This window comes from Nocardia albiluteola (assembly GCF_018860155.1).
GTDB lineage: Bacteria > Actinomycetota > Actinomycetes > Mycobacteriales > Mycobacteriaceae > Nocardia > Nocardia albiluteola.
The window spans coordinates 343510-364797 of record NZ_JAHKNI010000008.1 but is presented as its reverse complement, the minus strand read 5'-3'; the positions used below and the strand labels follow the sequence as shown (position 1 = coordinate 364797).

The following is a 21288-nucleotide window of genomic DNA, read 5'->3' as shown; positions in this document are numbered from 1 at the left end:
TTACGGAACCATTGGTCTCATCTCTTGCACGACCCTTCAGGTGTGGCCCGTCCGCAATCAAAGGAGGAGTGATGAGCAAGGAACCGAACCACGATGGTCAGCCAGACTTCGAAGCGCTGTACCGTGACGCGGCGTCGGAGCAGGATTCTCCTGCATCGATCCCCTGGGACATCGGTGGCCCACAGCCGGTGGTGCAACAGTTGGTGGCCTACGGCGCTGTGCGGGGTGAGGTGCTGGACCCCGGAACCGGCCCGGGACATCACGCGATCCATTACGCGTCCAAGGGCTATTCGGCCACCGGGATCGACGCATCGCCGACGGCGATCGAGCGGGCCAAGCGCAACGCGGAGCGCGCCGGGGTGAGGGTGAACTTCGAAGTGGCCGATGCCACCAGACTCGACGGCCTGGAGAATCGGTTCGACACCGTCGTCGACAGCGCGTTCTACCATGTGTTTCTCGACGACGAACAAACACAGACCCAGTACGTGCAGGCCCTGCACCGGGCCACTAAACCGGGGGCGCGACTGTTTATGTTCGAAATTGGCCGCCACAACGTCAACGGCCTTCAGCCCGAGGGTTTGCCGGCGGAGAATTTCGACCGGGTGCTTCCCGCGGCCGGGTGGCGCATCGACTACCTGGGAACCACCACTTACCAAGGCACCTTCAGCCCGGAGACGTTCGCCCTTCTCACCAAGGAGATGAGTGGCGATTCGGGATGGGCCGAGCGGATGAAGCCGATGCAAGAACAACTCCAGGTGATTGCGCCGTTGCTGAAAAACAACCGGGTACACCTGCCGGTGTGGGCCGTGGCCGCCACCCGCCTCGACTAACACGACAGTTGTATTTCGTTGTGGTGCAGGATGGTTGATCTTGCGCTAGCTTGTCCGTCTGTGCTGGATGATGTTGTGAACGAGGATGTTTCGGCGTGGCGGTCGGCGTTTGATGAGCTGTTCGCGCGGGTGGCGGGAGTGTTCTTCCGGTCCGAGCCGCGGCGGTGGGCGCGGGCGTATCTGACCGGTCTGCTGGCGCCGGTGGAGCGCAAGAACTCCTGGCAGCTGGCCGATGCTGCGGGCGCGGTGGGGCCGGATGGGTTGCAGCATTTATTGAACCGAGCCCGGTGGGAGGCCGACGAGCTGCGTGATCGTCTGCGTTCGTACGTGGCTGAGGCGCTGGCTTGCCCGGACGGCGTCCTGGTGCCGGACGAGACGGGATTTCTCAAGAAGGGTGTGAAATCGGCCGGTGTCCAGCGGCAATACTCGGGCACAGCGGGGCGTGTGGAAAATTCTCAGCTCGGTGTGTTCCTGGCTTACGCCGGCAAGTCCGGGCGGGCATTGATCGATCGAGAGCTCTATCTCCCCGAAGCGTGGATCGGTGATCCGGATCGATGTCGAGATGCTGGGATACCCGAGAACCGTTGCAGTCAAGGAGTTTTGACGAAGCCGCGACTGGCAGAGGCAATGATCGCCCGAACTCTGGACGCCGGTGTGGCCGCCGGATGGGTCGCCGCCGATGCGGCCTACGGGCGCGTCGGCCGGTTCCGGGCCTTCTGCGAAACCCGCCGACTGTCCTACGTCGTCGAAGTTCCCGTCCGGCAGACGGTGGACGATCTGGACGGCCGCCGCCGCGTCGACACCCTCGTCGGCCGCGCACCCGCCGAGGCCTGGCACAGGGTTTCGGCCGGACTCGGGGAGCGTGGGGAACGCGTATACGACTGGGCATGGGCCACCCTGCCGTCCTTCGGTGACCTGCCGGCCGGATTCACGCGCACTCTGCTGGCCCGCCGAAGCCTCGACGACCCCACCGATATCGCCTACTACCTGTGCTTTCACCCCGATACCGTCACCCGCGAGCAAGTCGTGGCCGTCGCAGGAGCCAGGTGGGCGGTCGAAGAATGCTTCCAAGCCGCCAAGGACCAATGCGGCCTCGACCACTACCAGGTCCGCAAATGGCACCCCTGGTACCGCCACATCACCTTGGCCATGCTCGCCCACGCCTTCCTCGCCGTCACCGCCGCCACCGACCCAAAAGCCCACGCGGGCTGGGCCGACTCACAGTCGCCGACATCCGCCGTCTCCTGGCGATAGTGCTGCACCCAGCCCGCACCCTCACTCACGCCCTCGCAGTCTGCCGGTGGCGCCGACATCACCAGACCTACGTCCGCAACCTCCGACATCAACGAAACCGATTATGAAACAACGAAATACAACTGTCGTGCTAACGCTCCAGCCGCACTTCGTGATCTTGTGAGTTTGCTACACCTGTTGTCGCGGACCGAGGTAGTCGTAAGACTCCGCGATCCGGAGAACACCCCCGTGGCCCGGATCGCCGTGACCGCGTTTCTCGCGGTGAACCTGGTGTACGCCAACAATATCCACCCGGTAGCGCGGTGGCTGTGGATCACCCTCGGTGTCGCCTACGGCGCTTGGGTGGTATTCGCCTTGTGCATCGGACGGTTCCCTCGAATCGCGGTACCGGCACTGGTCGCCTGCGTGATCATCTCCGCCGTACCAACCGGCTGGTGGTCCGATGCCGCTCCCGTCACCACCCCCATCATCACGATGGGGGTGGTGATCGCCATATTCGGCAACCAGCGTGCGATGAGTACCCGGCTGATCTTCTCTACCTTTGTCGTCGCCTTCGCAGTGCTGACGGTCGGCGATCTGGCCCTCGGGCGGATTGCCAGGCACCTACTCACCCAAGGCGCACTGGTGGCGGTCATGTTGATGGTCGGCCTGTATCGCCGCCAGAATCGCATACAGGCCCGCCAGAGCAGGCTGCTGCTCGAGCAGACCCGGCTCACATAGCAGGAGCAGGCGCGCGCGGCCGCGCTGGATGAGCGCGGCCGCATCGCGCGGGAGATGCACGACGTGCTGGCACACTCCCTGGGCGCGCTGACCGTGCAACTCGACGTCGCCGAGGGCCTGCTGACCGAGAAGGGCGATGTGCCCGCTGCCCTGACCCACGTACGCCGGTCCCAACGCCTGGCCCAGGACGGATTGACCGAGGCCCGCGGCGCGGTCGCCGCCCTGCGCGACGACGTCCCTCCGCTGGTCGAGGCGATACGCGGGCTCGTCGCGGGATACCGGCGTGACCACCACATGGCGGTGGACCTCACAGTCGATGGTAAGCCACGGGCCGTGCGGTCGGCGGTGGCGATATCACTGCTGCGCACGGCTCGCGAGGCACTGACCAACGCGGGCAGGCACGCGCCGGGGACGTCGGTGAGCATCGCCCTGACCTTCGGCCGGGAGCGCGTGCGGCTGTCGGTGTGCAATCCGCTGCTCAACGACCCGATTCCCGCCGGGATGGAACGCACGCCGGGCAGAGGCGGCGGGTACGGCCTGACCGGAATGCGCGAACGGATCGCGTTGGCCGGCGGCACCCTGTCCGCCGAACCGGGCCGGGACGGCCGCGACTGGCGGGTAACCGCGGAGATACCCGATGAGTGAGGCCCACACCGGAATCCGGGTACTCGTGGCCGATGATCAGCAGATCATGCGCGAGGGGACGGGGTTGCGGCCACCCGGCGGATCGTCCGAGAGCATCTGGCCGCCGCGGTGATCGTGCTGACCACCTATGCCCGGCGAGGAGTCGATCGCCGGTTCGCTGCAGGCGGGGGGCGCGTGGCTACCGTACCGAGGATTCGGGCCGCACAGAGATCGGCCGCCATCAAAGCGGCGTCCGGCCATCGGCGGCCGGTCAAGCACGCTGCGGACGGGTCGTCAGCGGCGGTGGAGGGTGTCGAAGGTGACGGCGAGTGTTACCGGTGTGGCCAGGGCGGTGTGGGGCATGTATCGGAGTCCGGACCGGTCGAGGCGGTATTCCTCGATGCTTTCCCAGCTTTGCCCAGGCGGGCAGCCGCGCCGGGAAACAGCTGTAATGCGTTGCGGCCGACGTCTTCTCGCTGTTCCGGGGGCAGTCCGGGGAAGTTCAGCAGGGCCTGCCTGTTGATATCGATGGTTTCCGGAGTACTGCACGGAACCCCGGAATCGGATCCGTAGAGCAGGTGGCTGGGTGGAATCATGGTCAGGGCCGCAGCCAGCGACGAGGGCAGGCCGGTCGCGGCTGTATCGAGATACAGGCGGGCTAGCTGCTGGCGAATCTCGGTGCGGGTCACCGCGTTCGGATTCGGGACCCAGGACTCGGCGCCGAGCAGTTCGAGCCGTCCCGACATCGCGGGCAGTGCACCGCCCCCACCGCAGTGTGCGACGATCAGGCGCACATTCGGGTAGTCGCGGAAGATTCCGGCGTAGAGCATGTCGACGATGGTGCGGGTCGTCTCGAAGCCGACCTCCAGCAGCGGCGCAGGGCGGCCCTGGGCTCCGGGGGCGTAGGCGTCGGGATGGGCGAAGACGACCGCGCCGCGGCGGTCCAGCTCGGCCCACAGCGGGCGCAGGCTCGGATTGCCGAGGTATACCCCGTTGCGACAGCACGTGACCGCGAAGCCGTCGGCGCCGAGTTCCTCGGCCCGCGTCACCTCGGCCATGGCGGCGTCGAGATCGTCCGTGGGCAGCGCCAGCAGCAGGCCGAACCGATCCGGATGCCGGCGTACCAGGGATGCGCCGTACTCGTTGGAGGCCCGCAGCGCTTCGATGGTGCGGGGCAGATAACTCAGCAGCTGCATCGTGGTCCCGGCACGGTCCATCTCGGCCAGAGCCAGCTCGGGTGTCCACAAATATGGTTGCGGCGCAAGGAAACACGCCTCCCGCTGGGAGTGCCAGGCGGCCTCGCGCTGGTCCTCGGTCATCGGCGGCGTGTAGTGGGCGTGTACGTCGATCCAGACAGCGGTCATACCTCCACGCTGCCCCGATGGGCATGGCAAAGGAACCCTATATTAGCGCTACTCGATATAGATTTGTTCTATGGATGCCGGTGAGGAACTGCGCGGGCTGGACAACAACCACCTGTACGCATTGCACGCATTGCTCGTCGAGCGGACCGTGACCGGCGCGGCCGCCCGGCTCGAACGCACCCAGCCGACGCTGTCGGCGGCGCTGGCGCGGTTGCGGCGCCTGTTCGGTGACGAATTGCTCACCCGGGTCGGCAACCACTATCGGCTCACCCCCTTCGCCGAGCAGCTGCTGCCGTTGGTGAGCGTGGCCGTGGCCGCGGTTGAGCGGGTGTTCGCGGCGCGGTCACAGTTCGATCCGGCGGGATCGGATCGCGTATTCACCGTTGTTTCTTCGGATTACGGGATCAGCGTCGCGGGCGCGCGGCTGGTGGCGCTGCTGTCCGAGCGCGCGCCCGGGACAGCGGTGCGGTTCCGCCCGGTGACCCCCGAGACATTGAACCGGCCACCCGAGTTCGCCCGGACGGTGGACGGGGTTTTCATGCCGCGCGGCTATCTGGACCTGCCCCGCACCCGGGACCTGTACCGCGATCGCTGGGTCTGTATTACCAGCGCGGACAATCCTGCGATCGGGTCCGAGCTGACCATGGCCGACCTATCCCGCCTGCCGTGGGTGTCTACCTTCGATGATCCGCTGGGACGCGGCTCGGCCTGGCGGCAGATGGAACTGCTGGGTGTGGTGCCGCGGGTGTGCGCGACGGCCGACTCGTTCCTGGCGATGCCGTATCTGGTACGCAACACCGGCGGTATCGCGATGATGCAGCACAGGGTTGCCAAGTCGGTCGCCGCCGCCCTCGGCATCCGGACCCTCGAGCTGCCTTTCGACGCTGTTCCCCTGGTCGAGGCGTTCTGGTGGCATCCGATCCACGACACCGACGCCGGGCACGCGTGGTTTCGCGCCGTGCTCGGCGAGGTTGCCGCACAACTGAATTGATCAGTCTGCTTTCCAGGTGACCTCGAGAGCCGGCGGCCAGTGCGTGAATTCGCCACTGCCGGAGGGCATCCGCAGGCTCTTGCTGTAACCGAACTCGTGCAGTGTCTCGAGAGCGTGTTCGCGGCCGAAGCCACTGGAGCCGACGCCGCCGAACGGTGTCCCGGTGAACGCGCGGTCGTAGTTGTTGACGAAGACGATACCGGCCCGGACCGCACGGGCCACGCGGAGCGCCCGTGCCGAGTCTGCGGTGAAAATCCCGGCGACCAAACCGAATTCGGTGTCGTTGGCGATGCTGATCGCCTCGGCCTCGTCCCCGAACGGCAGCAGGGCGATGACGGGACCGAATATCTCCTCGGTGGCGATGCGCATCTCCCGGGTGACCCCGGTGAACAGGGTGGGACGAACGAAATAGCCTCCGGCCAGGTCGGGTTCGGAGGGCAGGTCGGCCTGCGCGGCGATCGTCGCGCCCTCGGCGACGCCGATGCCGATGTAGTCGAGCACACGCCGGCGCTGGGCCTCAGTGACCAGCGGACCGACATGGGTACCGGCGTCCGATCCCCGGCCGACACGCAGCTTCCGCACCGCGGCGGCGAGCCGCCCGGCGACCTCGTCGTGGATGTCGGCGTGCACGAGGATTCGCGAGCCCGCGGTGCACGCCTCGCCCTGATTGAAGAAGCCGGCCTCGATTGCCCACGGGATCGCCGCGTCCAGATCGGCGTCCGGGAAGATCAGGAACGGATTCTTGCCGCCCAGTTCCATCAGCGCGGGAGTCAGACGGTCTGCGGCGGTGTGCAATACGGCCCGGCCGGTACTCGGTGCACCGGTGAAGGAGATCTTGCCGACCAACTCGTGCCCAGCAAGCGTGGCACCGATGCGCCCGGTACCGGGCACTACGTGCACGACATCGTCCGGCAGGACGGCCTGGGCGAGTTCGATCACCCTCAGCATCGACAGCGGCGCCTGCTCCGGTGCTTTGAGCACCACCGCATTCCCGGCCGCCAGCGCGGGCGCGAGCTTGCCCGCGGTGTGCAAGGGCGGCCAGTTGAACGGCACAATGGCCGCGACGACGCCGAACGGCTCGAGCAGCGTCAGGTCGAGGGTCGTTCCCGCATCGCGCAATCCGCCGGGCATGGCCTCGCACAGGCCGGCGAACAGCTCGAAGATCGCGATGGCCGCCTCCACGTCGAACCGGCGCGATTGACTCAGCGGTTTGCCGTTGTCGCTGGTCTCCAACGCGGCGATCTCGTCGGCGTGCTCGCGGACGGCGTCGGCTATCGCATGCAGCCATCGGCCGCGTTCGCGTGGTGTACGGGCCTTCCAGCGCGGCTGCGCGGCGTGCGTGGTACGAACGGCGCGGTCCACCTCTTTCTCACCCGCGCCCTGAACGACGACAAGCGGCGCCCCGGTGGCCGGATCGGTCACGGTGAAGCGGTCGCCCTCGTCCTTGGACGACCAGCGGGTGTGCAGGATGTCGGCGTTGACGGCGGCAGTGCTCATGAGGGTTTCCATTCTGAGAGAGAGAATTCGGCACCGGACAGCACACCGAGCTGGGACGCGTTGCCGCACCGGATCATCGCGGTATGCTCGGCATCCAGACCGGCTTCGTCGAGCCGCTGTCCTGGGTTGTCGACGCCCATGTCGAACGGGTAATCCGAGCCGAGCACGACTCGTTCCGGACCGACCGCGGTGACCAGATGCCGCAGTGCGTCCGGGGTGTAAACCAGCGAGTCGAACCACATTCGGCGCAGATAGCTGCTCGGTGGCTCGGCGCTGCTGCGGGCGTCGGGCCGGTTGTGCCAGGCGAAGTCGAGCCGGGCGGCCTGTGCAGGGAGGTAGCCGCCGCCGTGTGCGGCGAGCACGTGCAGGTCCGGGTGGCGGTCCAGAACCCCGGACAGGATCAAGTGTGCCAGGGCGACGGCGTGTTCCACGGGCTGTCCGATCGAATTGGACAGGTACCAGCGGTCGAGGCGCTCGTCGAGGGTGCAGCCCCAGGGGTGTAGGAAGATCAGTGCCCCAAGTTGCTCGGCCCGGGTCCACAGCGGCTCCAAGGCGGGCTCGGACAGCTCGATCGGTCGTCCGGAATATGGTGCGTGCGAGGATATTTCGACCCCACGCAACCCGCGGTGCACAGCATCCTCGAGCGCGGCGACAGCGACCTCGGGGTGCCGGAGGGGCGCCACGCCGAGCCCGATGAGTCGACCGGGTGAGCGGGCACAGTGGCGCGCCACCCCGACGTTGATCGCCTGCGCCAGATCCCATGCCGGCCCTGCCTCGGCCCAAGGGTGGAACTGGGTCGGCGATACCGACACCACCTGGACATCGACCCCGGTGCGGTCCATATGCCGCAATCTCGTCGCGGCATCGGTGAGCAGATCCCGCCGCGCCGCGATGTTGTCGGCGCTGACGGCCGCCGACGCGGGTCCGGCTCGCCGCAAGTCCAGTTCGGCCTGCGCGGCGAAGCCCGGCAGATGTGCGACGAGCCGATCACCTTCCGACAGCCACACGTGCGCATGCATATCCACCGTATGCAGAGATTCGGTCATGCATCCATCGTCGGGTGACAAGCATCGCAAAGGAAGCTCATGTTGTCGATGAGGAGAATCGACAGATTTGGGTACCGCTGCGGGACGATCGCGCGACCGGCCCGCAGCGAAAACGGCCGATGCCTCACCGCACCAGCTGATCCGGGTTATTCAGCCTGCGTTTAACAACCTCACCGATCCGGCAGTACCGATCGTCGCCGGAGCCTAGTTGTGCCAAATCGGGAGATCGGCGCTACACGACCGAAACGTGACATGCCATGATTCGGTCAGCGTCGAGGAGTGGCCTGCTGGAATCGGGGGCACGGGAGAACCGGTCACAGATCGTGTAGCAAGTTCGCCCTACACCATGGAGAGCCCGGCTTGCCGGACCAGATGGGCGCCGAGGCTCTCGAAGACGCTGGGTGCACACAATAGGCGGGGCTCGGCCAGTAGTTTCCGCAATACCGTGGGCGCATCGCCGGATATTGTGCGCGCGTCGCCGGCCATGTCGTCCTTCTCCAGTTGTCCACGATCACCGCCGCGAATTCACGTGCTTGCGACCACCGGCCCGCGCGCCGTCGGCTGGACATCCGCTACGGCCCTGCGCACCCGCGATTCACGTGACTCTCGAATCGAAAAGTCGCGGTACTCGGCACCGCTGAATGAATGCAGGACTGCTCGACCACTCGACGTGCTTCTTGTGGGGGGTTCGACACGCATACCGCCTATGAATACGACGGAAGCCGTTGCAGTGCAACGGCTTCCGTCTCTTCTGGTGTCCGGAGGGGACTCTGACACCAACCTCCGTCCCACAGCGAGGCTGCGGGTGTTCATCCGGGTGCTTCGGGGGCTGATCATCACCAGCAGCATGACTGAAAGCGATAGAACGAGTCGGGTGGGACAGGGTTACGCGCCGGTGAGTATCCGGCGGGTCGTCACCGTCTCGAACGCGGCCATACCCGCATGCTGGCCACGGTATTGGGCCCGGGCACGCAGCGGCGACCGCGCCTCGAGACCCGGACCGCACGCGGTCGGCAAGTGGCTGACCGGATCACTGGCCCGCACCCCCGAACAGGCCACCGCGTCCGACCACGCCCAAGCCCGCGATCCCACCCACGCCAGGACCTGGGTCGTGCTCGCCAAGTCGCCGACGCCATCGAAACATGGGCCGCGACCACCGATCTGACCACCGATAAGCGGAAAGGAACTGCGGCTGTCGTCGGCTACCTGCGCGGGCACGCGGACTGCCTTCACTACGAGAAAGCCCTGAACCAAGGCTGGCCGATCGCCACCGGAGTCATCGAGGGAGCAACCCGCCATACCATCGGCGACCGCCTCGAAATCAGTAGCGCCAGATGGGGATTAAACGGCGCCGCGGCCATCCTCACACTCAGAGCAGAGCGAGCTGCACCCATCGACGTTGACGCACTGCGACTTTCGACGAGAGCAGGCTCCGTGTCAAGCGAATCTGCTTGCAAACGCACCTGGTAGGAGTCGGCCCACCAGGGCACGGCCCCCGATCGCCGTACTCCGACTCGAACTTCGCCGAGACATGTGCCATATTTTGGCGTACCATACCATCTAGCAACGACTTTCGATGATGATGGACATCGTCGCGCTAGCCGGTGTGAAAGTGCTCGCTGGCAGCAATCATCTTCGAGATCCGTGCCCGGCGAACTCAGCGAGGCATTCACCAACTCCCCGAAGCGAATACCTCCTGGACCCGCCAACCCATCGAATTCGAAATACCGGAAAGCGCCGGCAGAAACGGAGATCGACATCGTGGCATCCGTTCGTTTCGAGCTATCCCTCAACGAGAACTTCTCCGCACTGCTGCCCGGTGTCCGGGAGGCCGTGATCACCTCCGCCGACACCGTGAACCTCACCCTCGACGCGCTGTCGACGAAGCTGACCGACACCATCGCCACCACCCTGGACGTGCCGCCCGGACATGTGCTCGCCGGCCCCGGTTCGGGCGCGCTGTTACAGCAGTTCCTCACGACGTTCGCGGCCGGCGGTGAGGTGGTACACGCCTGGCCGTCGTTCGAGATGTATCCGCTGCTGGCTCGCAATGCCGGCGCGACCGCGATTGCGGTACCGCTGAACGACTTCACCCACGACCTTTCCGCAATGGCCGCCGCGGTCACCGAGAGCACCAGAGTGGTGCTGATCTGCAATCCCAACAATCCAACCGGGACAACGGTCGACGGGGTCGCGCTCGGGAAGTTCCTCGATCACCTGCCACCAGAGGTTCTGGTACTCATCGACGAGGCATACGCCGATTTCGCGGACCCCGCAGCGATCGCGAACGGCCTGCAGCACTGCCGGGAAGACGCCCGGGTGTGCGTGGTCCGCACATTCTCCAAATCGTATGGGCTGCTCGGGCTTCGCGTCGGCTACCTGGTCGCGGACCCGGCGGTGATCGCCAGGCTGGCGCCCGGCGGGTATTTCTATCGGGTCAGTACGACGGCCCAAGCGGCCGCGTTCGCCGCGCTGCGCGCCGAGGCGGCCATGCGCCGGCACTGCGCCGAGGTGGCGGATGAGCGCGAGCGGGTACACGCGGCGCTGCGCCGGATCGGCTGGCCCGTACCGCACAGCGAGGCGAACTTCCACTGGCTGCCGCTCGGTGCGGACAACGACCGGTTTGTCCGGTTCTGTGCGGCAGAGGGAGTCGTGGTCCGGGAGATCGCCGGCGCGGGTGTCCGGGTCACCGTCGGCACGCGCGAGGCCAACGACGCCCTCATCGACCTGGCCCTGCGGTTCGCCGGAGTGGACCGATGACATTGTTGTGCCCCGACCCCGTAGGAGCCGGTGACGTGGCCGCGACGAACACACCCGAGTCCCGTGCCACGATCGCCGAGATCAATTCCGCGGCACTGGTCGACGAGGTCACCCGGGAGCTGGACAGGCGCTGGTCGAACCGTGACGACCGGATCCCGGACATCGCCGGATACGCGTTGCTCGCGCCGGGCAAGATGCTGCGGCCGCTGCTGTTGTTCGGAGCGACCGAGGCGGTCGGCGGGGGGTGGGCCAGCGTATCGCCCGCCGCGATGGCCGTGGAGTACCTGCACGTGGCCACGCTGATTCACGACGATGTCATCGATGACGACGAGCTGCGCCGGGGGCGTCCCTCGGTGCATGCCCGCTATGGCATGGCCGATGCCCTGGTCACCGGGGACTACCTGATACTGACCGTGTTCAGCACGCTGGCCGAGTGCAACCGGCCGCCGGAGGCCATCCTGGAGGCCGCGCGTGTGCTCGCCGACGCCGGGGCGGACGTGTGCCGCGGCCAGGCGCGGGAGGCCGAACTGGTCGGCGATCTGGCCTGCGAGATCTCCGACTACGAACAGATGGTTGCGCTGAAGACCGGCGCGCTGTTCCGCGGCGCGTGCCGCGTCGGCGCGATCCTCGGCGGCGGCAGCCCCGAGCAGGTCGCGGCGATCACGCGCTATGCCGAACATCTCGGGGTCGCCTTCCAGATCTACGACGACCTGCTCCCTTACCTGACCGACACCGACCACACGGGAAAGCCGAAAACCAGCGACATCGGGAACCTGCGGCCGACCTTTCCGGTATTGACCGGCTATCGGTCGGCCACGCACACCGATCGGCGACGGTTTGCCGAGGCACTGTCCGGTCGGCTGCCCACCGAAGAGGCATACCGGCTCATGGGCGAACTGCTCGACCGCACGGGCGCGATCGCGACCAGCAGGGCACGGGCGATGGCCGAGATCGCCGCGGCGCGAGCGGACCTGACCGGACTGCCGGGAGCAGCGGGAGTGGAACTGCTCAGCGACATCGCCGAGGCGTCGATCAACCGGGACCGGTAGGCGATGTGGACCGTCCTGCGACGCGCGGTCGTCGCACACGTGCAGACCTGGCGCCCGTACACGCTCTGCTATCCCGCGCTCGTCGGGGTGGCCGGTGCGAGCCTCGCGGGCGCCGATCGCGCCGGTGAGTTCGCGGCCGCGGCGGCCGCTCCGGCATTGGGCTGGCTGGCCGGGCACTACCTCGGCGACTACTTCGACCGTGAGCTGGACGCGATCGCCAAACCGCAGCGGCCCATCCCGTCCGGCCGGCTGTCCGCAACGGCGGCGCTGGTGGGCGGGATCTGCTGCGCGCTGGGCTCCGCGCTCGTGGTCGTCGCCGCGAACTGGCGGGCACTGGCGCTGTTCGCGCTGGCCATGACCGGGATCGTCGCCTACAGCCGGGTGTACAAGGGTCGGGGCCTGGTCGGCAACGTGGTGCGGGGGCTGATCACCGTGCTGGCTTTCCTGGTCGGCGCGATGACAGCGGATCCGTTGCCGACCTGGCCGGTGCTGGCCCTGACGCCACTGTTCCTGTTGCACGACACCGCGTCCAACCTGGTGGGCGCGATCCGCGATGTGGCCGGCGACCGGGCCGGCGGCTACCGGTCGGTGCCCGCCCGCCACGGCGTGCCGTATTCGGTGCGGCTCGCGCTGGTGCTGTACTCCGCCGCCATCGCGGTCGCCCTCATCGGCGCCCTACTGCTGCTGCACGATCGGGCCGCCTGCCTGGTCCTGCTCGGATGCGCGGCCGCTATCGGGGTCGCCGCGATCGTGCCGCTGTTCGCGATGACACCGGCCGCCACCCGGGCGCGGGCGTTGCGCGCGCATGAGCTCCTGGTTATCGAACGACTGGTGCTGGCCGCTTCGGTCATCGTCACCGGGGTCGGAGTGCTCACGGCCGTGCTGGTGCTGCTGCCGGTGCTGCTGTTCAGCGGGTCGACCCAGGCACTGATGCGCTCCCGGCACGAACTTCCCCCGACCGGACTCGAAACGCACGGAATGGTTGGCCAGATATGACATCTCGCACGACGGACCAGATTACCGACGCCATCGACGCGGGCGCGGAGGCGCTGTTCGCGGTGCAGCGCCCCGACGGCGTGTTCGACTACGGCGACGGTGCGCTGACCTCCACGTTGAGCACGGTCGGTGCGGTCTCCGCGCTGTGGTTCGCCGATCCCGAGGGGGCGGCGAGGGAGATCGAACTCGGGTCGGACTGGCTGCGCCGGACCCAGTTGCCCGACGGCGGCTGGAGCATGGTGCCCGGTGGGACCGCCGAGGCCGGGCCCACCGCGGTGGCCGCCGCGACCCTGCACCTGGTCGCGCCCGCCGATGCGGCGCACCACGTCGATCTCGGTCGGCGCTGGCTGGAACGCTATGGTGGTCTCGAGGCCATCCCGCACCCCGAGGTGGTCGCCTGGTGTCGCCAGTTCTACGGCTACGTTGGCTGGCTGACACCGCGCGAGATGCGGCGGTTCCCGTTGGAACTGGCGCTTTTTCCCGGCCTGTTCCGCAGGCTGTTCGACCTGCGCTCGCCGATGGTCGCCGCACTGGGCCTCGCGCAGACCCGGTACCGGCCGACCAACCCACTGTTACGGTCGCTGGCGAAGGCGGGCGAGCCGAACGCACTGTCGATCATCCGGCAGATCTACGAGCACGAGGGCAGCACCGGGGGCTGGTGCGACGACGCCTGGGTGACCGGGCTGATCACGGCAGGCCTGGCCCGGGCGAAGCTGGCGCCGGACATGGTCGCGGGTGCGGTGGCGTGGTTGCGGGACAAGGTGAACCCCGATGGTTCGTGGAACTCCGGGACCCTCGACCTGACCTGGTCGATGTACGCGGGTGCCGGGCTGATAGCCGCCGGCTACGCCGCCGACGAGCGGTTGCTCGCCACCAAACAGCTGTTCCTGCGCGACCAGCAGGACCGCCCGTTCACCGCGTTCGGCTGTCCGCCGGGCTTCTGGGGCTGGTCCGGCCCTCGCGGCTGGCCCGCGACGCTGGAGACCGGCGAGATCGTGTCGGTGCTGACTGCACTGCCCGGGACCGACCAGCGGCCGAGCATCGAACGCGGCCTCGGCTGGCTGTCCGCGCAGCAGGACAGCAGGGGATCGTGGGGTCTGTGCGTGCGAAACACCAAGGTGGCCAACAGCGGTCCATGTCCGCACATGACCGCGCAGGCACTCGACGCACTACTCGACGCGGGCGTATCGGCCGACGACGTGCGGGTGTCCAGCGGGGTGCGCTGGCTGGGCGCCGCGCAAGGACCCGACGGCACGTTCGAGTCGGTCTGGTATCGGATGCACACCGCCGGCACCTCGGCGGTGCTGCGCACCCTGGTCAAGGCAGGTCAGGGTGCGAGTCCGGTCGCGGTGAAAGCCAGGGACTGGCTGCTGCGCACCGCGCTGGCCGACGGCTCCTGGAGCACCGGCACGGGCGAGGAACCCGGTACCGTCGAAGAGACGGCCTGGGCGTTGTCGGCATTGTCGAGTGCGGGCGTCCCGGCCGACGCGCCGATCGTGCGCAGCGGAACACGGTGGCTGCTGGACGCACAGCTGGCCGATGGTTCCTGGCCCGCGGCCAGAATCAACGAGTACGTGCGGCACGTCTGCCGCTATCCCAATGGCGGGCTGGCGAATGGTCTTGCACTGCAAGCACTTTCCGGCTATCGCGACGCGTCGGCGGGAGGTGCCCGCGATGCGCACTGACGTCGTGGTCTGCGGCGCGGGCGTGGCCGGACTGGCCACCGCACACGCGTTGGGCGCATTGGGTCTCGAGGTGCTGGTGGTGGACAAGCAAGCCACCTACACCACGGCAGCCAAGGGCGAGGTGCTCCAGCCGGGAGCGCTGAACATCCTGCGCCGCTGGGGCGTAGCACCTCTGCTGGAACAGCGCGGAGCCCTGCGATTGTCCCGGCTGGTGGCGCGGGACCGGGTCGGGCAGGTTCGGATGGCGCTGAACTACGACCAGCTACCGGGCGCAACCAATTGGCTACTGGCCCAGGACCATCCGGTGATCCTGAAAACCCTTGCCGAGGACCTGCCCGGCACCGTGCAGCTGCGCTGGGGCGTCCTGGCCGGTGGGCTCTCGCGCGCCGGGGACGGCCGGGTAACCGGCGTGCGACTACGCGGCGCAGAGACCGAGGAGCAGGTCGACGCGCGGCTGGTGGTGGCCGCGGACGGCATCTCCTCCCGGCTGCGCAAGGCCGTGGACGTGCCCGCGAACAAGGCGGACTACCCGCATCGGCTGGTGGCGCTGGACATCCACGGCGTCGACGTCGAATCCGACTTCACCGCCTATACCACCGGGCGGGGGCTGCGGCTGTGCTATCCGCTGCCCGGCGGGCGGGTCCGCCTGTATGTCCAGACGCAACCGGACGAGCTGCGTGGCCTGGACGACGATGCGCTGGTGCGGTGGGCCGACGGTCTCGTCGACGACCTGCCGGCACTCGCCGCGTTCGGCGACGCACTGCCCAAGAGCCTGCACACCCGGCAGCTGCTGCCGGTGTCCCGGTTCCTCGCCGGGACACTGACGGCACCGGGTCTCGCGCTCGTCGGCGAGTCGGGGCACATGGTGCATCCGATGGCCGCGCAGGGTATGAACAGCGCGATCGTCGACGCCCACGAGCTCGCCGTGCGCATCGGCGCCATCTCGGCCCGGCTCGATCCGTCCGATGTGGACCGCGCGCTCGCCGAATACGAGGCCGCGCGGCTGCCGAACCTGGCACACATCGGCCAGACGAGCCATAACGCGGCGCGCATGCTGACCGACCTGTCCCGGCTCGGCCGCACCCTCGGCCGGCGAGCGCTGCGCCACACCGGGGCCAACCGGCGACTGAGCTACACCGTCATGCACAACATGTCCGGCCTCGGCACGCACCGGATCACACCGCTGGACCGGTTGCATCAGATCGGCCTCCTCCCAGACCCACGCGCCCGGCGCCTACCCGCCTGGGCCTGACCGAAAGGACCTCAGTACCCATGGAATCCACCGATCCGAGCGCCCGGCTGGCGAGCCTGATCGATCTGGCGACACCGTTCGCGGTGCGGACCGCGATCACCCTGCGCATCCCCGAACTCGTCGCCGAGGGCACCACCGACCTGGACGGACTCGCGAAAGCCAGTGGCGCGCACCGGGAGTCGCTCGGCCGACTGCTGCGCCACCTGGTGAGCATCGACCTGTTCACCGAGACCGGGCCACAGCAGTACGGACTCACCGACCTGTCCCGGCAGCTGCTCTCCGAGGACGGTACCTGGTTCCGCGGCTGGCTGAACCTGGAAAGCCCCGGCACCAGAATGGATCTCGCGTTCACCGGGATGCTGCACTCCATCCGCACCGGCGGGTCCGCCTACGGCGCGGTGCACGGCGTCCCCTTCTGGTCGGACTATCAGCACAATGACGAGCTGCGTCGCTTCTTCGGCGGCGTGATGGCCGCCTATGCCTGGCAGACCGGGCCGGTGCTGGCCGCTGAGTACGACTGGACCGATGTGCACACCGTGATCGATGTCGGCGGCGGCATCGGTGCGCTGCTGGCCGATGTCCTTATGGCGCAACCACACCTGCGCGGCGAGGTGCTCGACCTGCCTCCGGTGGTCACCGAGGCGCGCGAGGCGCTGCAGGCTGCCGGGGTCGCCGACCGCGCCGAATTCGTACCCGGCAGCTTCTTCGATCCGCTCCCGGCCGGCCGGGACGTCTACGTGGTGTCCCGCGTGCTTACCGACTGGAACGACGAGAATGCCGAGGCGATTCTGCGCCGTTGCGCGGAGGCCGTCGGCCCGGACGGCCGCGTACTGATCGTGGAGGTGCTGGCGGGCGAGGACCATGCCAAGCGCACCACGTCCTTCGACCTGCAGTCGCTGGTGCTGCTCGGCGGTCAGGAGCGTTCCCTCGCCGATACCGAGAACCTCGCGATCAACGCGGGGCTCGTGGTGCGTCGCTCGCGGAGTTGGCCAGGGGGCCTGGTCGTCGTCGAGTGCGCGCGACCGTGATCCGGACAATACGCACAGGACGGACGACAATGGTCAGCACGGAAAACTCTATCGACGCGCGCCCGATCTCCGGCGCGCTCGGCGCCGAGGTGCACGGCGTCGATCTGGAAAATCTCACGGACGAGGTGTTCGAGCAGCTGCACGCGCTGCTGCTCGAACACCTCGTGCTGTTCTTCCCCGACGCGGCCGGGCTGAGCCCGCAGGGGCACAAGGCATTCGGGCGCCGGTTCGGCGAACTGGAGGTGCACCCGTTCCTGCCCAAACTGGACGGCCACGACGAGATAGTGGTGCTGGATTCGGACCAGGGCGCCAAGGCCGACGTCTGGCACACCGACGTCACCTTCAGCCAGAGCCCGCCGATCGCGTCGATCCTGCAGATCGTGCGCTGCCCGCCCTGGGGCGGTGACACTATGTGGAGCAACCAGTACCTGGCCTACGAGACGTTGTCCGCGCCCATACGCGACCTGCTGACCGGCCTGACCGCGCAGCACGTCTTCGCCGTCCCCGGGGGCGCCTTCCGCAGCGAGGCCGAGCATCCGGTGGTGCGTACCCATCCGATCACCGGGCGCCGGTCGCTGTACGTGAACCGCATGTTCACCACGCGCATCCCGCAACTGCGCAAGGACGAGAGCGACGCGCTGCTCGGGCTGCTGTTCGAGATCTCCGAGCGCCCCGCGAACGTCTGCCGTTTCCGCTGGCAGGAGAGCGCGATCGCGATGTGGGACAACCGGGCCACGCAGCACCACGCGATCAACGACTACACCGAACGCCGGATCGGGCAGCGTGTCACCGTGCTCGGCGACCAGCCAACGGGCGAGCAGCCACGCTGGGCACATCACGTCGACACTGAGAGCCAGGCATCAACGAGCCGATCATAGCGGCGGCGAATCTGTGCCTCATCGACCGAGCGCCGGGCCGAACGCCCGGCGCTCTGCCGGTGTCACAGCGCACGCAGCGACAGGTCGGCCGGCACCAGACGGTCCAGCGGAAGGTCGGCGTGCCGACCACAGGTAAGGACGATCTCCTGCATCCGTTGCAAGAGATTGTTCACATAAGCGGCGGGCAACAGGGCGGTGTCGTAGAACGCGAACAGCCGCAACGCGGTTCCCTCCGGCCTGACGATCAGGGTGAGTCCCACGGGTAACCGGTACGGCTGTCCGTCGTAGCCGGCATCGAACGGATCGCGGCGCTGGATGGAGCAGTTCGCCAGCCGCAGCCCGGCAACCGGTGCGACGGTCTCGAACATGATCGGCTGTGCGTCGACCATCATGGCGAGCATCTCCGGCACCTGGGCGCACAGGGCGGACATCGTCGCATTGCTGTGCCGATAGGTCGCATCCAGTTCGTCGGCGGCCGGGCGCAGACTGTCCTGGAAGGTCAGCCCCGGCGAGAATCGCTGCCGGACGATCGCCGTGTCGACGAACAGTCCCACGGTCTGTTCCAGTTCGGCGTTGCGCCGCGCCGCGTTGACGGTGTTCAGCGTGATGTCCTGTGCGCCGGTGTCGGCGGCCACCAGCGCGTGGGTCATCGCGTACACCGCGGTGTGCAGCGTCACCTGATTGGCCCGTACCAGCCGGAGAAAGTCGGCCGCGGGAACGACAACGCTGGTGCCCATGACCCGGTGGACCGCGTCCGGTCGCCGCAGGCGCTCGGGCGGAATGAGTTCGACGGGTCGCACTCCACGGCATTTCTCGGCCCAGTACATCTGGTCCGCGGCACTGATCGTCGTTGTGGCCTGCGTGATCGCCGAGTAGTAGCTGGGTGCCGGGTCGAGCCCCGGGGCACGACCGGCCAGCAGGTCCGCATAGAGCTCGCTGAGCTCGCGCTCGATGAGCCTGAACGACCAGTCGTCCGCGATCAGATGCTGCACTCGCACCGACAACTGATGCTCGACATCGGAATAGCTGATCAGGTCGGCCGCGAATACCCGCCCGGACGCCGGTTCGAGCGGCTCGGCCCGCAACAGATCCGCCAACTCGGCCCGCGGGCCAGCTACGCGCAGCAGCCCGGTCGCGGGCTGTCCGATCAGCTGGTATTCCTCACCGGGCCGCAGCCATAGCGAGGTACGCAACGCTTCGTGCCGGTTGACGAGTTCATCGACCGCCTCGCCCAGCGCCCCGACATCGAGCGCTCCGTTGATCCGGTAGGTGGCCGACAAGGTGAAATCCGGGCCGGCGACGGTGTTCCACCGCAGTGCTTGGTCGTATGCCCAGGTCGAGGCCTGTATCTCGGTGAGCGGCAATCGGCCCGCCGGGGCCGCGGCTGCCGAGCCGGTGACGGCAATTCGGTCACGCGCGGGCGGCGCCGTGGCCAGCCAGGCCGCCAGGCGGGCGACCGTCGGCTGGTCGAACGCGGTCCTGATCGGTGCGTGCACGCTGAACTCGTCCCCGATGAGGTGCGCGGCGCGGGCGGCCAGTAGCGAGTCACCGCCCAGTTCGACGAAGTTGTCATGCAGCCCGATGGGGTGCACGTCGAGCAGTCCGCTGAAGATCGCCGCAATTCGATGCTCGCTGGGCAGCGCGGGCGGTACGTAGGCCGAACTCAACTCCGGTCTCGCGACCGCCGGTTCGGGCAGCGCCGCGTAATCGATCTTGCCGCTGACGGCGAGGGGCAGACCAGGCAGCAGAACATACGCCGCGGGTCGTTCGTACTCGGGCAGCAGCTGGTCCGCGTGCCGCCGCAGCTCGGAATACAGCGTCTCGGGATCTGCGGCCTCGCCGGTGACGTAGGCCACCAACCGGTCGGCGCGCTTGCTGACGACCGCATCCCGGACGCCCGCAGCGGCACGCAACACGGTGGCTACGCCCCCCAGCTCGACCCGATGACCACGCACTTTCACCTGTTCGTCGAGCCGGCCGCGAATCTCCAGCCGACCATCCGGACGCCACCTCCCTCTATCTCCGGTGCGATAGATCCGGCGGGAGGGGTCGGCCGGGTGCGGGATGAATACCGTGCTGGTCAGTTCCGGCAGGCCGAGATAACCATCGGCGAGGCTGGGGCCGCCGATGCACAGCTCCCCGAACTCGCCCGCGGGTAACACCTGCCGATCGCCGTCCAGCACAAGGATTTCCGTGTTCAGCACCGGCGTTCCGATGACGACGTCCTCGCCGGGCCGCAGGGTGGCGCCGGCGCACCATACGGCCGCCTCCGTCGGACCGTACTCGTTGGTCAACTCCACCTCGGGCATCCGCCGATAGTGTTCCTCGACAAGGTCGGCAGGGCACGGTTCACCACCGACCAAGATCTGTTGCAGCGTAGGTGCAGGTTTGTCCACTGTGGACAGAACCTGCCGGTAGACCGAGGGGGTGAGCATCGTGTGTGTGAGGGTGCCGGCGGACAGCGCGTCGGCGAGTTCGCTGAACATCCCGGCGGTATCGGGCGCGAGTATCCGGAGCGTGCCGCCGGTGGCGAACGTCCACCAGATACCCACCAGCGACATGTCGAAGGTCATCGGCGAGGCCATGGCGAACTCGCCGACCCCGCGGTGGTAGCGGTGCAGGCGGGCCCGCGTGGAGTTGGCGATGGCGCGGTGGGACAGGGCCACCGGCTTCGGCCGACCGGTGCTGCCCGAGGTGTGGATCACGATGGCCAGGGCATCCATGGGCGGTTCGGGCCACGTCCGCCCGGATGACGACCGGGGAATCGCCGGATCGCCGAGCACGATCTGCTGGGCGTCCCCGACCGCGTCGCGTTCTCGCTCCACCACGAGATGTCGCGACCGCACACCGCTCAGGAGCTGCCGCAGCAGCGGGTCGGGGTGTGCCGGGTCGACGGGAACGTATACCGCGCCGATCGTGAGCACCGCGAGCTGAGTCACCACCGCCGCGACGCCGCGCGGCAGGCAGCTCGCCACGGGAACACCCTCCCGGACACCACATTTCACCAAATATTCGGCAAAGCCGTGCGCCTCGTCCAGGAGGTCCCGGTAGGTGAGCCGGCGGCCGGCATCGATGACGGCGACCGCGGCCGCACGACGCGTGGCGCTGGCATGCAGCATGGTCAGTAGCGAAACGGCTTGCGCGGGGCGGTCGTTCACGACGGGGCCTTCGCGACCAGAGTCATCCATACCGCAGCCTTTCGGGCGGGCGACCGTGCGCTGTCCGCACGCGAACCGAGCTTAAATCGACTGAGCCGCATGGATATACCCGTCGAAGTAACACTAATGCTACATCTATCTGTGTACCATGCCATT

The 21288-nt window shown here is 67.8% G+C and carries 17 protein-coding genes and 1 pseudogene; 13 read left to right on the top strand and 5 right to left on the bottom strand.

The features are described from left to right. The first annotated feature begins 71 nt into the window (after positions 1-71). From KO481_RS25085 to KO481_RS25070, 4 genes are all read left to right on the top strand, one after another. On the top strand, positions 72-830 hold the full coding sequence (locus KO481_RS25085; protein ID WP_215920216.1) for a class I SAM-dependent methyltransferase: 759 nt from the start codon (positions 72-74) through the stop codon (positions 828-830). 75 nt (positions 831-905) lie between these two features. After that, on the top strand, positions 906-2084 hold the full coding sequence (locus tag KO481_RS25080) for an IS701 family transposase (RefSeq protein ID WP_215920418.1): 1179 nt from the start codon (positions 906-908) through the stop codon (positions 2082-2084). 159 nt (positions 2085-2243) lie between these two features. Next, entirely contained in the window at positions 2244-2804 is a 561-nt protein-coding gene (locus KO481_RS25075) for a hypothetical protein (protein WP_215920213.1), read from the top strand. Between the two features lie 24 nt (positions 2805-2828). Further along, positions 2829-3449, top strand: coding sequence for a sensor histidine kinase (locus KO481_RS25070; protein WP_281066191.1), 621 nt, complete (start codon positions 2829-2831; stop codon positions 3447-3449). A gap of 311 nt (positions 3450-3760) precedes the next feature. On the opposite strand, the gene KO481_RS25065 is transcribed toward KO481_RS25070, so the two are convergent. Further along, positions 3761-4792, bottom strand: coding sequence for an amidohydrolase family protein (locus KO481_RS25065; RefSeq protein WP_215920209.1), 1032 nt, complete (start codon positions 4790-4792; stop codon positions 3761-3763). Positions 4793-4862: 70 nt separating this feature from the next. Between KO481_RS25065 and KO481_RS25060 the strand changes: the two genes are divergently transcribed. Beyond that, positions 4863-5783 carry a LysR family transcriptional regulator gene (locus KO481_RS25060; RefSeq protein ID WP_215920207.1) on the top strand — a complete coding sequence of 307 codons (921 nt, stop codon included), beginning with the start codon at positions 4863-4865 and terminating at the stop codon, positions 5781-5783. Here the strand turns inward: KO481_RS25060 and KO481_RS25055 are convergent, their stop codons facing one another. From KO481_RS25055 to KO481_RS25045, 3 genes are all read right to left on the bottom strand, one after another. After that, positions 5784-7280: an aldehyde dehydrogenase family protein gene (locus tag KO481_RS25055; RefSeq protein WP_245401445.1), complete on the bottom strand. Its 1497-nt coding sequence runs from the start codon at positions 7278-7280 to the stop codon at positions 5784-5786. Further along, on the bottom strand, positions 7277-8326 hold the full coding sequence (locus KO481_RS25050) for an amidohydrolase family protein (protein WP_215920205.1): 1050 nt from the start codon (positions 8324-8326) through the stop codon (positions 7277-7279). Before KO481_RS25050 ends, KO481_RS25055 begins: the two co-directional genes overlap by 4 nt. Before the next feature lie 885 nt (positions 8327-9211). Then, a complete protein-coding gene (locus tag KO481_RS25045) occupies positions 9212-9448 on the bottom strand; it encodes a hypothetical protein (protein ID WP_215920204.1) in 237 nt (78 codons plus the stop codon). A gap of 81 nt (positions 9449-9529) precedes the next feature. Between KO481_RS25045 and KO481_RS45015 the strand changes: the two are divergent. The 8 genes and pseudogenes from KO481_RS45015 to KO481_RS25010 all read left to right on the top strand — a co-directional run. Further along, positions 9530-9703 (top strand): annotated as a pseudogene (locus KO481_RS45015) (ISKra4 family transposase); the annotation flags it as partial. A 384-nt stretch (positions 9704-10087) separates the two neighbouring features. Then, positions 10088-11086 carry an aminotransferase class I/II-fold pyridoxal phosphate-dependent enzyme gene (locus tag KO481_RS25040; RefSeq protein ID WP_215920203.1) on the top strand — a complete coding sequence of 333 codons (999 nt, stop codon included), beginning with the start codon at positions 10088-10090 and terminating at the stop codon, positions 11084-11086. Positions 11087-11121: 35 nt separating this feature from the next. Further along, entirely contained in the window at positions 11122-12135 is a 1014-nt protein-coding gene (locus KO481_RS25035; RefSeq protein WP_215920201.1) for a polyprenyl synthetase family protein, read from the top strand. A 3-nt stretch (positions 12136-12138) separates the two neighbouring features. Beyond that, positions 12139-13131, top strand: a complete 993-nt coding sequence (locus KO481_RS25030; RefSeq protein WP_215920200.1) for a UbiA family prenyltransferase — start codon at positions 12139-12141, stop codon at positions 13129-13131. Then, the gene (locus KO481_RS25025) at positions 13128-14816 is read left to right on the top strand and encodes a prenyltransferase/squalene oxidase repeat-containing protein (protein ID WP_215920198.1); all 1689 of its coding nucleotides are present in this window, start codon (positions 13128-13130) and stop codon (positions 14814-14816) included. Before KO481_RS25030 ends, KO481_RS25025 begins: the two co-directional genes overlap by 4 nt. Further along, complete coding sequence (locus KO481_RS25020; RefSeq protein ID WP_215920196.1) at positions 14806-16068, top strand: FAD-dependent oxidoreductase; 1263 nt, start codon at positions 14806-14808, stop codon at positions 16066-16068. Before KO481_RS25025 ends, KO481_RS25020 begins: the two co-directional genes overlap by 11 nt. A gap of 20 nt (positions 16069-16088) precedes the next feature. Beyond that, positions 16089-17096 (top strand): methyltransferase, encoded by a 1008-nt coding sequence (locus tag KO481_RS25015; protein ID WP_215920194.1) that lies wholly within the window; start codon positions 16089-16091, stop codon positions 17094-17096. Between the two features lie 29 nt (positions 17097-17125). Further along, a complete protein-coding gene (locus KO481_RS25010; RefSeq protein WP_215920192.1) occupies positions 17126-17974 on the top strand; it encodes a TauD/TfdA dioxygenase family protein in 849 nt (282 codons plus the stop codon). Positions 17975-18036: 62 nt separating this feature from the next. Here the strand turns inward: KO481_RS25010 and KO481_RS25005 are convergent, their stop codons facing one another. Continuing rightward, positions 18037-21162 (bottom strand): non-ribosomal peptide synthetase, encoded by a 3126-nt coding sequence (locus KO481_RS25005; RefSeq protein ID WP_215920190.1) that lies wholly within the window; start codon positions 21160-21162, stop codon positions 18037-18039. Between the last annotated feature and the right edge of the window lie 126 nt (positions 21163-21288).

Coding starts and splice junctions, on each gene's coding strand:
- KO481_RS25085 (WP_215920216.1), top strand. CDS start 72: ATGAGCAAGGAACCGAACCACGATGGTCAGCCAGACTTCGAAGCGCTG.
- KO481_RS25065 (WP_215920209.1), bottom strand. CDS start 4,792: ATGACCGCTGTCTGGATCGACGTACACGCCCACTACACGCCGCCGATG.
- KO481_RS25060 (WP_215920207.1), top strand. CDS start 4,863: ATGGATGCCGGTGAGGAACTGCGCGGGCTGGACAACAACCACCTGTAC.
- KO481_RS25055 (WP_245401445.1), bottom strand. CDS start 7,280: ATGAGCACTGCCGCCGTCAACGCCGACATCCTGCACACCCGCTGGTCG.
- KO481_RS25050 (WP_215920205.1), bottom strand. CDS start 8,326: ATGACCGAATCTCTGCATACGGTGGATATGCATGCGCACGTGTGGCTG.
- KO481_RS25030 (WP_215920200.1), top strand. CDS start 12,139: ATGTGGACCGTCCTGCGACGCGCGGTCGTCGCACACGTGCAGACCTGG.
- KO481_RS25025 (WP_215920198.1), top strand. CDS start 13,128: ATGACATCTCGCACGACGGACCAGATTACCGACGCCATCGACGCGGGC.
- KO481_RS25020 (WP_215920196.1), top strand. CDS start 14,806: ATGCGCACTGACGTCGTGGTCTGCGGCGCGGGCGTGGCCGGACTGGCC.
- KO481_RS25015 (WP_215920194.1), top strand. CDS start 16,089: ATGGAATCCACCGATCCGAGCGCCCGGCTGGCGAGCCTGATCGATCTG.
- KO481_RS25010 (WP_215920192.1), top strand. CDS start 17,126: ATGGTCAGCACGGAAAACTCTATCGACGCGCGCCCGATCTCCGGCGCG.
- KO481_RS25005 (WP_215920190.1), bottom strand. CDS start 21,162: ATGGATGACTCTGGTCGCGAAGGCCCCGTCGTGAACGACCGCCCCGCG.